The following is a 13,040-nucleotide window of genomic DNA, read 5'->3' as shown; positions in this document are numbered from 1 at the left end:
TTCCATAAATTCCTTTTACAAAAAAAGAGAATCATTCATTTAGGAATGATTCTCTTTCTAAAAATTCGAAGTTTCAACTCTTGTCCTCAAATTCTTTTCATTTATACCATTTTGACAAAAGTTAAATTGTTGTCCTTTTATTGATTTTGTACGATCTACTATTTGCCCTAAATGATAACTTGTGTGCTCCACTAAATGTAATAAACTATGTAGATCAATATGCCCTTTTTCTGCAAAAGCTTGTATAAATGCTTTTCCCCACTCATCAAATATTTCTTCAACAGTTTTTGTCAAAACTTCAGTACGTTGTCGTTTTGTTGGAAAATACTCCTCGATTCCCTTTTCGAAAACTATATTTGGATCTTTATAACGACTAGTATTTCTCAGTATATGTTCACAAATATGCAGTACGATTCCACCAATTGAGTTAACAGAAGCTCTTTCTTTCCACAATTCATCTTCACTAACGAACCTAATTGCTTGTACTAGCTTATATAAATAATGATCCTTCATTCTATGATAAGTAATTTTGTATACTAACTCCACCTTTTCTCCTCCCATCATTTCAACTGCTGCACTGGATATTTAGTAAATAAAGATTTCCGAAACTCTTTATCATTCATAAGCATTGTAATTTCTTCGTTATTTTCGTTAAGAAACTTTACTACTTTCTTTTTATCCCATATATCATTTTCTTTTGGAAAATCATCAAATTTTTCATGCAAGATTGATAGTATTTCTTCCCTTTTTATCGTAAACTTTTTATTTTCTACTTGAAACTCATAACTTTTTGCATTTGGTACTAAAACTGCAAGATAAATAGCGTTAAAGAGAAAATTCTTCTTCATCGTATCTTTACTATCAAACCAATACGTCGCAACCATATCTTCTGTAAGGGGTTCATTCCCTTTTGCACCATAGTTCACCTTTATACTTTCATTCTCTAAACTTACACTTTGAAATGTTTCACCACCGGGTAAATGATTAACAATTGCAACTACATCTGAGTTATTCCCAACGTATGTCCCCGCATATTTCTTAAAATCACCAGGTTCAACATCGGATATTTCTTTTATCCTTTCTCCGCTAGAACAAGCAGTAATAAATAAAAAAATTGTTAGCATAACAACTACATTACGATGCATATATTTCATTTAGCATCCCCCATTTTTATCGATATTTCGTTAATTACAATACACCTTCTCAAAACCCTTTAAAATATACGCATTTTAATCAAAATTTAAAATTTTCATTTTTTATGTTTACAATTATCCATTAATTGTATATACTTACTAACGTAAGAAAAATATTCTAAAAGGAGGTCGAAGGAAATGATGAAATTACAATTACATGCTTTAACTTTAGTGTTAACTGCACCTGTGTTTTCTGGACAATTCAATATGAATTCGACCACCCTAATGGAGAATTGAAAATCGTACATTATTTCGATTAATTCATAAATTCGCCACAGGAGGTCGTATACTTTCCTGTGGCTTTTTCACGCCTGGCCATAGGAGAACTATATCTTCCTGTGGCTTTTTTGTGCGATTTTTTAGTCTCTTATATTATTTTTTAAAGAAAGGAGCAACATTCGATGACTATTAGCGTATTGTTTTTAAGTATTACGATTCAAAGAAATAAAATTTCTAAAGATAAAATGTTTCATAATGAGCAAATAGAAAAAGCTATGAATGATGTTAAGGAGCGCCAAGCACTTTATTGTGATCACATGTAATTCCTTTTCGAAAGGAGGAATTCATTTATGACTTTTCATATTTTCTTTTTTACGACTGTACTTCAGAAAAACACTTTAACTGAAGCTGAGATCCGTCGTAAACAACAAATAAAACAGCTGACTGATAAAATGACTGACATTAAAAGTTCATATTATACGCATATGTATTAAAAATATATTTTTAAGGAGAACTACCTTCATGAAATTTAAAGCATTCTTTTTAACTATCACCATTCAAAAACGTAAACTTTCTCACAACGAAATTTTACGTGAGCAACACATTCAATCCATTATGGACGAAGTAAAAGAGCGTCAAGCTTCTTATTACAGCCGTCTTTTCTAATAAACTTATAAAGGGGTTTTATCTAATGAAATTTAAAGCATTCTTTTTAACTATCACCATTCAAAAACGTAAACTTTCACAGAAAGAGATTTTGCGTGAGCAACACATTCAAACTATTATGGACGAAGTAAAAGAACGTCAAGCTTCTTATTACAGCCGTCTTTTCTAATAAACTTATAAAGGGGTTTTATCTAATGAAATTTAAAGTATTCTTTTTAACTATCACGATTCAAAAAACTAAGTTCTCGGACAGTGAGATATTGCATGACCATCAAATTAATAAAGCTATGGAAGATGTAAAAGAACGTCAAAGTCACTACTGTAGCCATCTATAATTCCTTTCGAAAGGAGGAATGTATCATGAAGTTTCACCTTTTCTTTTTAACAATTACAATCCAGAAAGAAATCTTTTCTGAAGATGAATTAAAACAAGAGCAACAATACAAAAAGATTATGGACGAAATTCGAGATCGTAGAAGCAAATACTACACTCACCTATAATCCTTTAAAAATATAAAACTGAAAGGAGTCGATTATGATGTTGATAGCACGTTGTAAGGAAATGATTTGGATAGTTCAGAGGGATTCCACATAGTTTATTTGGGGCTATATCATCCAAGTTTACCGTTTTATTTGATATGTAATAAATATATAATAAAATTGCATTCGTACACTTTTTAACATTGATTAATAAACAAAGATACACCACTTAAAAAGTGGTGTATCTTTCTCAACATATACTATTTTCGATTACTTCGTTTCGTCTTAAACAATCTCACTAAGTTTGATACAACTGTTTTCGTTACTGCATAAACTGGCACCGCCAAAATCATTCCGATAATTCCCGCAAAGTTACCTACCCCTAAAATTAAAATAATAATTGTTAACGGATGGATATTTAATTTTGAACTCATAATACGCGGTGAAATGATGTTACTTTCAAATTGTTGTACAATTGTTACGATAATAATTACGTACAACGCTTGCATCGGAGATACGAACAGACCTACAATAACAGCTGGCGCTGCACCGATAAATGGACCTAAGTTAGGAATGATATTTGTAAATGCTGCTATAATCCCTAAAACAAAAGCGTATGGTAAATCGATAATTAAATAACCGATAAAAGTAAAAGCACCTACAAATATACAAACGAGCGCTTGCCCTTGAATATAAGCAGATAATGTTTCGTTCGTTTCCTTAATGATACGAAGTCCTTCTTCACGGTAAGATTCAGGTAATAGACTAACCGCTTTCCCTGGAAACGCATGTCCATCTTTAAACATATAAAATAAAATGAACGGTACTGTAAAGATAACTAATGCGACATTCGTTATAATACCAAATAAAGCCGTTGCACTCGACGTAATGGTGTTTGGTATATCCTTTAAGTATTCAATTGCATTTTTTTCAATTGTTTCAATGGAAACATAGTTTTGTGTAGATAACCATTCAAACAGTCTATGATGGGATAAATCTTGTATGTATACTTTTCCCTCTTTTATATAGCCTGGCATATTTTTCACTAAATCCATTAGCTGTTGGGAGATCGTTGGTACTACTACCCCAACTCCAACCGCGGTTAATGTTATGATAAAAAGATATAACAGTAAAATCGCTAAATTTCTAGGTACTTTTTTATCCTCCAAAAAGACTAATACCGGATTAAATATGAAGTATAAAAATAGCGCGATTAAGATTGGGAAAAACAACGTTGATATGAAGATACCAATCGGTTGAAATAGAAACGATATTTTTGTGCAAATAAATATGATCGCTACAACCATTAGCACTTCTAATGTCCAAAAGTGCACTTTCGATTTCAAAAAAACGTCCTCCTTTAAACTAGCACTTCTCTTCATTGTACCAAAATAAGTGACAATTTCACATAATATTTTCCTTTACAATATTCCAAAATACCAATAAATACACTACAATGAGATTACATACAAATTTGCAGGTAAAGGTGATAAAAATGACACAATGCATCATTTGCAGAAAAGATACGAAAGAACTTAGTGAACAATATGTCATCCCAGAAATATTATGTGGATATTATTTCACAAACTCAATTTGTGATACTTGTCATGAACAAATGACAACAAATATTGATCGCCCCTTAATTCGGCATAAATTAAGTCAATTTAAGATTGAGCAAATGAAAAAACAGATTGACTCCCCCCTCTATACAAATGAGCATGGTGAGGAACTTGCGGCCGCTGAGACAGATGTTGTTGAAGTAAGTGACGAAATACTTTATTCCAATGCATTAATTATGAAACTATGTAAAAAGCACGATATCTCACTACATAACGAAATCTGGAAAGAAGAACGTGTAACGAAAGTAGCTAGCTCTATTCAACGTGAATTACTTTTAGATAACCGTAAGTATAAAATGAGTGTATTAAAAATGGCTTATACTTTCGCTGTACAAGCAGTCGATGGCTATTTTGAAGATCCAGATGCGATTGATATTTCTAGCATCCTATCGAATGCCGACTTCATGGAATTAAAAGAAAAGAGCATTGTTCGTGATTTAAGCAAAAGTTCTTTATGGAATACATTAAATACAAATAGTGAAAACCATTACTTTATTTTATTAAGTGATAAAGATGGCCTGTTCTGTTTCATTCGTCTATTTGATATTTTTGACGTTGTCGTTCATTTATCCGAAAAGAGATATGAACTTCCATCACCAATTGTCGGCGTAAATAATGTAAATAAGCAAGAATTTTACGTCCAAACTTTAAAACAGTATATGGACGGGCTCTTCAAAGAAAACACACCTTCTATTTAATTAGAAACAGAACATACGGTCTCCTTTCTTGATGAAAAGACACTGTGTTATAATAAGTATGAAAAGAACAATACAATCACATAAACCAATTATAAATTGTATATAAATAAAAAAGACTAGTGTGCGGCTACACACTAGTCCACGTAACTTAGCAGATTGGATTGTTCATTTATCCTATTTGTTTCTTACAAACAAAACAACCCACATTCTATTGGCATAGGTGGGTTGTTATTTTTTGAGCTTGTCTATTAAAACGACGACGAATGTTAACAATGCAACGAGAAACAGTCCACCTTGCAGTAACAACGCTATTTCACTCACTTATTATCACCCCCCTCCTACTTAGAGAAGTGATAATTGAACAACCAACCGTACCTTAAGTTACTATTTAATTTTACCATATTTTCTGATAGTTTACGATGAAAACCCGCAAGTGATTTACTTGCGGGTTTTTTCTCACTATTTTTTTAATGCATATGCATCAGCTATCATTTCACCAACAATTTTATTTTCTTGCTTCTTATCTTCCTTCAATAAAGGAAATAACAGTTCTGCCACTTCATATGCCTCTTCTAAATGAGGATATCCCGATAATACAAATGTATCAATTCCTAACGCTTCATATTCTTTTATTCTATCTGCTACTGTATGCGGATCTCCTACAAGTGCAGTACCTGCACCACCTCTTACAAGTCCTATACCAGCCCATAAGTTTGGACTTATCTCTAACGACTCTCTTGTTCCTTTATTTAAATGTGTCATTCGTTTTTGACCAACTGAATCGTACCTTGCAAATGTTTTTTGAGCAAGCTCAATTGTCTCATTATCTACATATTGAATTAAACGTTCTGCCTCTTCCCATGCTTCTTCTTCTGTTTCTCTTACAATTACGTGTAACCTGATGCCAAATCGTACTGAACGCCCCTTCTCTTCTGCCAGCTTTCTTACTTCCTCTATTTTCTCCTTCACTTGCTCTGGCGGTTCTCCCCACGTTAAATATACATCACTATGTTCAGCCGCAACTTCCTTTCCAGCATCGGATGATCCTCCAAAATATATAGGAGGATATGGCGTTTGAACTGGCGGGAACACAACTTTACTATCTGTAACTTTAATATGTTTCCCTTCTAATGAAATGGTTTCACCTTTCAATGTCGATTTCCAAACTTTTAAAAACTCATCAGCTGCTTCATATCTTTCATCATGCTCAAGATACACTCCATCTCCTTGTAATTCAACTGGATCTCCTCCAGCGACTACATTAATCAGTAGTCTCCCGTCTGAAATTCTATCAAATGTAGATGCCATCCTTGCTGCAACTGTCGGTGACATTAGTCCCGGTCTAACTGCTACTAAAAATTTTAGCTTTTCTGTCTCAGCTGCAAGTGCCGATGCTAATACCCATGGATCTTCACAACCTTGGCCAGTTGGAAGTAACACACCTGTATATCCTAAATAATCAGCTGCCTGTGCAACTTGTTTATAATAACCATACTCAGCTGCTCTTCCTCGTTTTGTCGTTCCTAAATATCGTCCATCTCCATACGCCGGAATAAACCATAATAATTCCATACCTTTACACACCCCTTATTTATTTTGAAACGTACACTAAACTACTCTATATAAATTACCCCTAATAATTTATATGTTAATTTCCTATCTCACCTTTAAAATTATCTCGCCATCTTAAAAACTTCACTTCTAGTAAACGTACGAGTGAATCCGAAAACTTCCCAACGAATGCAAAGATGATAATACCAACAAATACGATATCTGTATTTGAAAATTGCCTTGCATCCATTATCATATAGCCAATACCTTCTGTAGATCCCATAAGTTCTGCGACTACTAAACTCACCCATGCAACTCCTAATGATAATCTTGCTCCTAGTAAAAGGTTAGGTAATGCGGCAGGTAAAATTAATTTTGTAATTAATTTTCTTTTACTAAACTCTAACACTCTCGCAACATCAAATAACTTTGAATCTACACCTCGTATTCCTAGAAACGCGTTTACGTATAAAGGAAAAAATGCACCATCTGCAATTAATAACACTTTTGATGTTTCCCCAAAACCGAACCATAATACGAAAAGCGGTGCAACAGCTAAGTGAGGCACAGTTCTTAACATTTGTACTGACGGATCTAAATATTGCTCACTTCTCGTTGAAAATCCAACAATTGTTCCTAAAATAATCCCTAAACTCCCGCCAATAAAGAAACCAGCCGCAGCCCTGAATACACTAATACTTAAATGACCGAATAACTCTCCTGTTTTTATAAGTTCTTGAAAAGCTAAAAATATATCTAGCGGCGTTGGTAAAACTGTTTTAGAAACTAGACCGAATACGCCGGCCAATTGCCAAATTATTAATATAATAATCGGTATAGTAATTGCCCTTATCAAAAATTTGATATTCGTCTTCTGTACTTTCTTTACATTGTTTTTCTCAATCGTTATACTCGCCCTTTTAATAACCGCTTTCGTATTCTCCAATTTATACAACCTCTTTTCACTTCGCCTTTAACGCTTTTTCTACGAAAGAATTATCTACAACTTTATCTGTCTTAATTTCTTTCTTTATAGAACCAAGCTTATATTGAAAATCTGCTGTCTGTTGCTGTTCTGCAACTATTTCTTTCGTTACCGGAACTAAGATGGGTTTGTCGTGATTAAACACTTCTTTTACAATATCTGCATCTATTTTCTTTGCAGAAGTATATATTTTTATTGCTTCATCCAAGTTTTCATCTTGCCATACACGTGCTTTTTCATATACTTTAAGGAATTTCTCCACTAATTCTGGATGCTCTTTCGCAAATTTTGTTCTCGCAATTAAAAACTCTGGAGAAGATACATTTAATTGTTCACCATCTGTAATCACCTTCGCTCCTTTATTTACCGTATGTAACGATATGAAAGGATCCCAAATTGCCCATGCATCTACTGATCCTGATTCAAATGCTGGCTGCGCTTCATCTGGTTGTAACTGAATGACATTTACATCTTTCGCATTGATACCTTCTTTATCAAGCGCTCGATACAATAAATTAAATGCGCTACTTCCTTTTGCTACTGCGATTTTTTTACCTTTTAAATCTTTTACACTCGTAATCTTGCTATCTTTTTGTACAAGAATCCCTGTTCCTTTTCTCGCATAACTTGTATTAGCAATTTCGGTAAATTCAATACCTGCTGCTTGCGCGGAAATAACTGGAGAATTGCCAACTTCACCAAAGTCTAATCGATTTGATGCGATTGCCTCAAAATAAGGAGGTCCGCTTTGGAATTCTGTCCATTTCACCTTAACTCCTTCTTTTTTAAACTCCTCTTCAAACCATCCCTTTTTCTGTGCGAGTAATAGTGGACTTAATCCTTGCTGAATACCAATTTGTACTGTTACATCTTCCTTCTTACTACTTGCTGTACTTTTCTCACATCCGAATAAAAATAAAGAAATAGCTAATGCAAAAGAAAGAACTTTAAATTTTTTATACATAAATACTCACCCTCTCCCTATAAACTTGTTTGAATCAATTCTCCATACTCAAACTGCTGTAATACTTTCTTTCGAATTTCTTGGAATGACTCCGAAGTTTTACTACGCGGATAAGGTAAATTATTTTCAATTACTTTATGTATTTTTCCAGGCTTTGCACTCATGATGACAATTCTGTTTGAAAGGTATATTGCTTCGTCTATATCATGTGTAACGAATATCATTGTCGTCTTTTTTTGTTCCCAAATATTGAGCAGTACTTCTTGCAAATGACTTCGGGTAAATGCATCCAGTGCTCCAAATGGTTCATCAAGTAATAATACATTAGGATCTCTTAGCAACGCTCTTGCAATCGCAACACGTTGTGACATCCCGCCTGATATTTCTTTCGGATATGATTTTTCAAAACCATCTAGTCGAACAATTTCAACCCATTCCTTTACCTTATCCTTCACATACTTATCTTTTAATGACAAATCAGCCGCAATATTTTCTTCCACTGTAAGCCACGGAAACAATCGATGCTCTTGAAATATAAATCCTTGCTTCTTACTCGGTTTTGTTATACGCTCTCCGTCAATAATGATTTCTCCTTCAAAATCGCTGTCTAAGCCTGCAATAATTTTTAATAGTGTACTTTTTCCGCAGCCACTCGGACCAATTACTGTAACAAAATCCCCTTTCTCTAATTGAAAATTAATATTCTCTAATACTTGAACAGTACGAGTTTGTTTCGAAAAATATTTTGATACTCCATCAATTGAAACAGTCACTTCTTCGCCTCCTTGAAATGATTCATCTAAATGAACCGATTCAGTATTTATGCAATAAAAAAACCAAAGGCATTTTATCAATAGATAAAATGCCTTTGGTTTCTCCAATCAGCAATACGTAATAGAATTAAGTACATATTATACAAATATTTCCGATAAGTCAACTAGGTTTTGTTAAAAAATACATATGGTTCGTTTGAACATCCTTATTGTTATTTATTTTTTATGGTTCTTAATCCACTGTAACCAATAAGAAAACTCACATGCCAAATGCATTTGGTGCGATTTAATAAGGCTATTAGGACAAAGTGCTGGAAACTCTACAACTAGACTTACTTCTATACCAGTATCTGTATCTTTGAATTGATGTCGAACTCCACCAATAGTAGTACCATCTTTCATACGTGCAACACCTGTTGATTGGTATTGATAAGACTTATCTCTAGGTGTCTTCAATCCCGTTTCGTCACCAAAAACAATAAAAAATTGAACTGGAAATGGAGAATTACCAGTTGTTTCGATAACTTCTAATTCATTTTCCCCAAACGGTCTTAGTACATAGTGATCAGGACAAGCTGACAAGTTCACCTGATTATTTTCACGTGATTGTTCAAGCATAAAACTGTCAATCCCATTTATCGCTTCTTCTGCTGTAATCCCATCTAAATAAATACTTGTTTTTGAAAATTTCCGTCTATTACCAGATAAAACTGTAGCGATACGCATACCCATTTCACTTAATTTAAGTTTAGACTTCAACTTATCATACATTTCATCGTATGAATAATTTAATTTTAGTTCCGTTAGTTTTTTTATCATAACGTCTGTATCATTTAATTCTTGCTCTTTATGTCCTAATGTATTTAAAACTTTTTTAATACGTTCTCTTTTCCATTTTGTAAGTTGTTCATTCGAAATATTGTTTCCATCGATCATAATCTTCATATATATTCTCCTTCTCTTTGATCATATCGTAGTGTATTTAATACTAAATTAACCATTTCTTGCTTCGTATCTAAATTCAAATTCACCTCTGAATGAGCAACACTGCTAAGACCGTATAAAATAAAACCTGAAGCTAGTAATGAGTTATCAGTATTAAAAATCCCCGTTTTCATCCCTTCTTCAATCACTTGTCGAATTAATGGCTGAATTCGCGTGAATAATTTCTGTTCCAGTTGAAAATGTTGTTCTGTCTGAAAAGAACTCACATTTTTATAAGGCGCTAATTTTTCAATAAATGTCCAAAATATATTTAGAGAATCTTCCATCTTTTGCATGACAGACCGTTCATTTGAAATTAGTACTTCTTCGATTAACTCCATATTTTTCACAATAAAATCATTTAAAACTTCATCAACAAAGTTATCTTTAGACTTGAAGTAATAATAAAATAAGCCTGTTGCTACACCTGCATGATTCACAACATCTTTTATGCCAAATCCTTTCATACCATTTTTCAAATATAGTTCAAAGCCAATATCCATTAACTCTTGTCGTCTTATATCTGGTTCTTTTGATATTCTTTTCATAGGTCATCTCCTACTAATTTTGTCCTCGACTGAATCTGATTCAATCATAAATGACTGAACTATATTCAGTCAACATTAATTTCTACAAAAAAGAGTAATCCCAAGAAATATACATCTAACCTTAGACTTATCAAAAAAGTTAGATTATATAACTTGAGACTACTCAATTTCATTAAACACGTATTCTATTTTCAAATCGATTACACTTTAGTTTAACCTCACTCTTTCTGTTTCTACAATCATTTGAGGAAGGGTCTTTTGAATTATTTCCTCTAATACATTAAGAGCTTCATTCACATAACCATCCTCAAACTCCTCTAAAGACTCAGGCAACTCATCCTCATCTAAAATAAAATATTCTCCACTTGGAAGTACCAAAATATCAATAATTAAATCTTCAAATGACACTAGTTCATCTGTTATTTGCGTATTTTTTACAACATTAAAATAAGAGCCTACATACATTCCATCCTTATCTCTCCATATGTATAAATTGTACGGACGATCCTCCCAGTAGTATGCAATGGTGTAACTGCCTTTCGGGATTGTTAAACTTGAATCATGTGTATTCATCGTAAATGAATACTGAACCTCATGAAATAACACGATACTTCGCAACTGCTTTTCAAGTAATAAACAAGTGTGTTCTACTGTTGTCGAGTCATATCGTATTTTTCTTTCTATAATTTCACTTTTGGATGTTAGTAATTTATTCATTCTTTGTTTCCCCTTATGCTATTTCTAGCTTTATTATATCGGTTTATATAGTCATAAAGAAGTATTTGGTCTCCAAGTACACAATAAAACTCCTTCTTATTTTAGAAGGAGTTTTTCACTGTCCATGCTTCATATTTTTTCACTTCTAATGGAAGCTCATTTGTTTTCAGCCATTCTACTGCACTACATACAAGTGGAGATGAATTGTCTTCTGTAATGCTTTCTATAGAAACCCATCTCGCTCCTAAAGAATCTTGACCTTCAAATTGTTTTGGTACTATGATTTTCCCTGCACTCTTTTCAACATCATACAAAACTGCAATATGGTGTACATGTGTATAATCTTTAAACTTTGAAGGGTATTGAAAATCAACCGTACCTACTTGCTTTATAACCTTTACTTCTAATCCAGTTTCTTCTTTACATTCCCTATGGAGTGCCGATAACAACGACTCCTCTTCATTTAAGCTCCCTCCAGGTAGATCATATCTGTTCTTATATGGACCTTTAATTTTATCTATTACTAATATGTTATTGTTTTCGATACAAATGCCATACACACCAAACGTACGATGAAAATTAGTAGCATTATTCATGGTTCAATTTCTCCGTCATCACATCATAAAAATTCCGTTCCTCATCAACATTTAAGTGAACACGACTTACTGTTTTAGAAAACCCATATAACAATTGTACTTTCGCCGGCTCTTTAAGTATAATTTCAAATGTTGGAGGTTCCTTTATAAATTCCATCACCGTTGCGTCAAGAACCTCTTTCTCTTTCTTTAAAAGTTCTCCTTTATAGAACGTAATCTTATCAATTTGTGTAAAAGGTATAATAATTTTCTTTCCTAATCCGATTTGAATGATTATCTTTTTTTCTGTAACAATAATTGGATTTTTACGCATTGCTTGTATTTCAGCAAAAAAATGAAACATTGCATATACGTTTAAAATAAGTAACACCCATGCTACAACTGGATTCCATTGATGAAACAAATAATGAAAGCCGATACTTTCTATTAAGGTCGCATGGATGATCATAATATATACACCTATTGCGCCAGTCTTTTTGTGATATGAGTATACGTATTCACCTTCTGGTACTTTTTCACGCCACGATAAAAATGCATAATAGATTAACTTACACTCTGTTACAATAATATCTACTAATTTATTTCTTTTCATAGCAGCGTCAAACGCAGCATCAATTGCATAAGAAAATGAAGAATACTCACTTTTATATTCTTTATATTTTTTTATTATGTTAGGAAGCTTTCTAACAATTTTATATAGAAGGAATGACTCTACACATACAAAAGCAATTTCTCCTGCAACTATAATATAAGAAACGTATGAAAAAGCTTGTAAATAGTCGCTTGGAATAATAAATCTTGCAAATATATAACCAGCTATTACGACAGGGAATATATACGTTAACGAGTATCTTTTTCGAATAATAAAGAAATACGTAATGACCGGAATTACAAACATACAATCTAATAATGACCCAAGAACAACTTCTTTCGGAGTAGCTGGTACAATCGGAAGAGCATACAATAAATAGTTTGATAATAAGATTAAAGATACGAGTCCAATCCATATACCTTTTCGCCTTCGCGAAAGTGTGACACTCATACTTT

At 33.0% G+C, this 13,040-nt stretch carries 20 protein-coding genes; 7 read left to right on the top strand and 13 right to left on the bottom strand.

Annotated elements, in window-relative coordinates; translation table 11 throughout:
• Nucleotides 1-57: 57 nt before the first annotated feature.
• Both ACTFRN_RS19595 and ACTFRN_RS19590 read right to left on the bottom strand, forming a co-directional pair.
• Entirely contained in the window at nucleotides 58-546 is a 489-nt protein-coding gene (locus ACTFRN_RS19595; RefSeq protein WP_088106730.1) for a DinB family protein, read from the bottom strand.
• 14 nt (nucleotides 547-560) lie between these two features.
• The gene (locus ACTFRN_RS19590; RefSeq protein ID WP_088106731.1) at nucleotides 561-1,154 is read right to left on the bottom strand and encodes a DUF4825 domain-containing protein; all 594 of its coding nucleotides are present in this window, start codon (nucleotides 1,152-1,154) and stop codon (nucleotides 561-563) included.
• A gap of 440 nt (nucleotides 1,155-1,594) precedes the next feature.
• On the opposite strand from ACTFRN_RS19590, the gene ACTFRN_RS19585 reads away from it, so the two are divergent.
• The 6 genes from ACTFRN_RS19585 to ACTFRN_RS19560 are packed head-to-tail and all read left to right on the top strand — an operon-like array spanning nucleotide 1,595 to nucleotide 2,579.
• A complete protein-coding gene (locus ACTFRN_RS19585; protein ID WP_000156180.1) occupies nucleotides 1,595-1,735 on the top strand; it encodes a YrzI family small protein in 141 nt (46 codons plus the stop codon).
• Between the two features lie 27 nt (nucleotides 1,736-1,762).
• Nucleotides 1,763-1,906 carry a YrzI family small protein gene (locus ACTFRN_RS19580; RefSeq protein WP_074568074.1) on the top strand — a complete coding sequence of 48 codons (144 nt, stop codon included), beginning with the start codon at nucleotides 1,763-1,765 and terminating at the stop codon, nucleotides 1,904-1,906.
• Between the two features lie 28 nt (nucleotides 1,907-1,934).
• Nucleotides 1,935-2,078: a YrzI family small protein gene (locus tag ACTFRN_RS19575; RefSeq protein ID WP_000668957.1), complete on the top strand. Its 144-nt coding sequence runs from the start codon at nucleotides 1,935-1,937 to the stop codon at nucleotides 2,076-2,078.
• Nucleotides 2,079-2,103: 25 nt separating this feature from the next.
• Nucleotides 2,104-2,247: a YrzI family small protein gene (locus tag ACTFRN_RS19570; RefSeq protein WP_000668966.1), complete on the top strand. Its 144-nt coding sequence runs from the start codon at nucleotides 2,104-2,106 to the stop codon at nucleotides 2,245-2,247.
• A 25-nt stretch (nucleotides 2,248-2,272) separates the two neighbouring features.
• Complete coding sequence (locus ACTFRN_RS19565; protein WP_000669812.1) at nucleotides 2,273-2,413, top strand: YrzI family small protein; 141 nt, start codon at nucleotides 2,273-2,275, stop codon at nucleotides 2,411-2,413.
• Nucleotides 2,414-2,438: 25 nt separating this feature from the next.
• Nucleotides 2,439-2,579 (top strand): YrzI family small protein, encoded by a 141-nt coding sequence (locus tag ACTFRN_RS19560; protein ID WP_000668488.1) that lies wholly within the window; start codon nucleotides 2,439-2,441, stop codon nucleotides 2,577-2,579.
• Nucleotides 2,580-2,818: 239 nt separating this feature from the next.
• On the opposite strand, the gene ACTFRN_RS19555 is transcribed toward ACTFRN_RS19560, so the two are convergent.
• Nucleotides 2,819-3,904 carry an AI-2E family transporter gene (locus ACTFRN_RS19555; protein ID WP_000837885.1) on the bottom strand — a complete coding sequence of 362 codons (1,086 nt, stop codon included), beginning with the start codon at nucleotides 3,902-3,904 and terminating at the stop codon, nucleotides 2,819-2,821.
• Nucleotides 3,905-4,053: 149 nt separating this feature from the next.
• On the opposite strand from ACTFRN_RS19555, the gene ACTFRN_RS19550 reads away from it, so the two are divergent.
• Nucleotides 4,054-4,875, top strand: coding sequence for an HNH endonuclease (locus ACTFRN_RS19550; protein ID WP_014893635.1), 822 nt, complete (start codon nucleotides 4,054-4,056; stop codon nucleotides 4,873-4,875).
• Between the two features lie 228 nt (nucleotides 4,876-5,103).
• Here the strand turns inward: ACTFRN_RS19550 and ACTFRN_RS19545 are convergent, their stop codons facing one another.
• The 10 genes from ACTFRN_RS19545 to ACTFRN_RS19500 all read right to left on the bottom strand — a co-directional run bounded on the left by ACTFRN_RS19545 (nucleotide 5,104) and on the right by ACTFRN_RS19500 (nucleotide 13,035).
• Nucleotides 5,104-5,196: a putative holin-like toxin gene (locus tag ACTFRN_RS19545; RefSeq protein ID WP_001289320.1), complete on the bottom strand. Its 93-nt coding sequence runs from the start codon at nucleotides 5,194-5,196 to the stop codon at nucleotides 5,104-5,106.
• Between the two features lie 138 nt (nucleotides 5,197-5,334).
• Complete coding sequence (gene ssuD / locus ACTFRN_RS19540; RefSeq protein ID WP_049112812.1) at nucleotides 5,335-6,447, bottom strand: FMNH2-dependent alkanesulfonate monooxygenase; 1,113 nt, start codon at nucleotides 6,445-6,447, stop codon at nucleotides 5,335-5,337.
• A 76-nt stretch (nucleotides 6,448-6,523) separates the two neighbouring features.
• Complete coding sequence (locus ACTFRN_RS19535; protein ID WP_000432111.1) at nucleotides 6,524-7,372, bottom strand: ABC transporter permease; 849 nt, start codon at nucleotides 7,370-7,372, stop codon at nucleotides 6,524-6,526.
• 16 nt (nucleotides 7,373-7,388) lie between these two features.
• Nucleotides 7,389-8,375 (bottom strand): aliphatic sulfonate ABC transporter substrate-binding protein, encoded by a 987-nt coding sequence (locus tag ACTFRN_RS19530; protein WP_000276920.1) that lies wholly within the window; start codon nucleotides 8,373-8,375, stop codon nucleotides 7,389-7,391.
• Nucleotides 8,376-8,392: 17 nt separating this feature from the next.
• A complete protein-coding gene (locus ACTFRN_RS19525; RefSeq protein WP_000218593.1) occupies nucleotides 8,393-9,148 on the bottom strand; it encodes an ABC transporter ATP-binding protein in 756 nt (251 codons plus the stop codon).
• Between the two features lie 216 nt (nucleotides 9,149-9,364).
• Nucleotides 9,365-10,093 carry a hypothetical protein gene (locus ACTFRN_RS19520; RefSeq protein WP_000699957.1) on the bottom strand — a complete coding sequence of 243 codons (729 nt, stop codon included), beginning with the start codon at nucleotides 10,091-10,093 and terminating at the stop codon, nucleotides 9,365-9,367.
• Nucleotides 10,090-10,680, bottom strand: coding sequence for a TetR/AcrR family transcriptional regulator (locus ACTFRN_RS19515; RefSeq protein WP_049112815.1), 591 nt, complete (start codon nucleotides 10,678-10,680; stop codon nucleotides 10,090-10,092). The genes ACTFRN_RS19520 and ACTFRN_RS19515 overlap by 4 nt, the downstream gene beginning before the upstream one ends.
• A gap of 207 nt (nucleotides 10,681-10,887) precedes the next feature.
• Nucleotides 10,888-11,397 (bottom strand): DUF402 domain-containing protein, encoded by a 510-nt coding sequence (locus tag ACTFRN_RS19510; protein ID WP_001037888.1) that lies wholly within the window; start codon nucleotides 11,395-11,397, stop codon nucleotides 10,888-10,890.
• 101 nt (nucleotides 11,398-11,498) lie between these two features.
• On the bottom strand, nucleotides 11,499-11,993 hold the full coding sequence (locus ACTFRN_RS19505; RefSeq protein ID WP_001057916.1) for an NUDIX hydrolase: 495 nt from the start codon (nucleotides 11,991-11,993) through the stop codon (nucleotides 11,499-11,501).
• The gene (locus ACTFRN_RS19500; protein WP_440038413.1) at nucleotides 11,986-13,035 is read right to left on the bottom strand and encodes a hypothetical protein; all 1,050 of its coding nucleotides are present in this window, start codon (nucleotides 13,033-13,035) and stop codon (nucleotides 11,986-11,988) included. Before ACTFRN_RS19500 ends, ACTFRN_RS19505 begins: the two co-directional genes overlap by 8 nt.
• Nucleotides 13,036-13,040 lie beyond the last annotated feature (5 nt).

Source organism: Bacillus cereus group sp. MYBK245-2 (assembly GCF_051916145.1).
GTDB lineage: Bacteria > Bacillota > Bacilli > Bacillales > Bacillaceae_G > Bacillus_A > Bacillus_A pacificus.
This window is presented reverse-complemented; position numbering and strand designations above follow the sequence as displayed.